1 pseudogene is annotated in these 398 nt (G+C 72.6%); it reads right to left on the minus strand.

Annotated features, from left to right (window positions below):
* Positions 1-102 precede the first annotated feature (102 nt).
* Positions 103-398: pseudogene (locus RM844_RS33235) on the minus strand (chlorinating enzyme); the annotation flags it as partial.

Raw genomic sequence — 398 nt, forward strand, 5'->3', positions numbered from 1 at the left:
CCCTCACCCGGTGCGGCAGGGCGCGGGTGAGGGACGCCGTGTCCAGCAGGGCGTGGGCGAGGGCGGCCGGTGTGCCGTCGTCGGCCGCCGTTCCCCTCGGCCTCACCTGCCGACCGGGGGCTGGGTGACGAAGGGGTGGTCGCGGGTGGTGCGTTCGGCGGTCTTGTTGTGTCCGTAGGTGTCGGCGCCGCTGACCAGGACGGTGCCGTACCGGTCGAGGCTGACCCGGCCGCCGTACTCCTCGATGGCGTCGGTGCCGGGGTAGACCTCGACGGAGGTGGGCACGTAGCGGGAGGCGAAGCCCATGCGCATGTCGCGGGTGCGGCCCTCGTGCGGGTGCGAGGCGTGCATGAGGGTGGACCAGAACATGATGAACTGGCCGGCCCGCATCTCCATGG

Origin of the sequence: Streptomyces chisholmiae (assembly GCF_031845445.1) — a bacterium.
Taxonomy (GTDB): Bacteria; Actinomycetota; Actinomycetes; order Streptomycetales; family Streptomycetaceae; genus Streptomyces; species Streptomyces chisholmiae.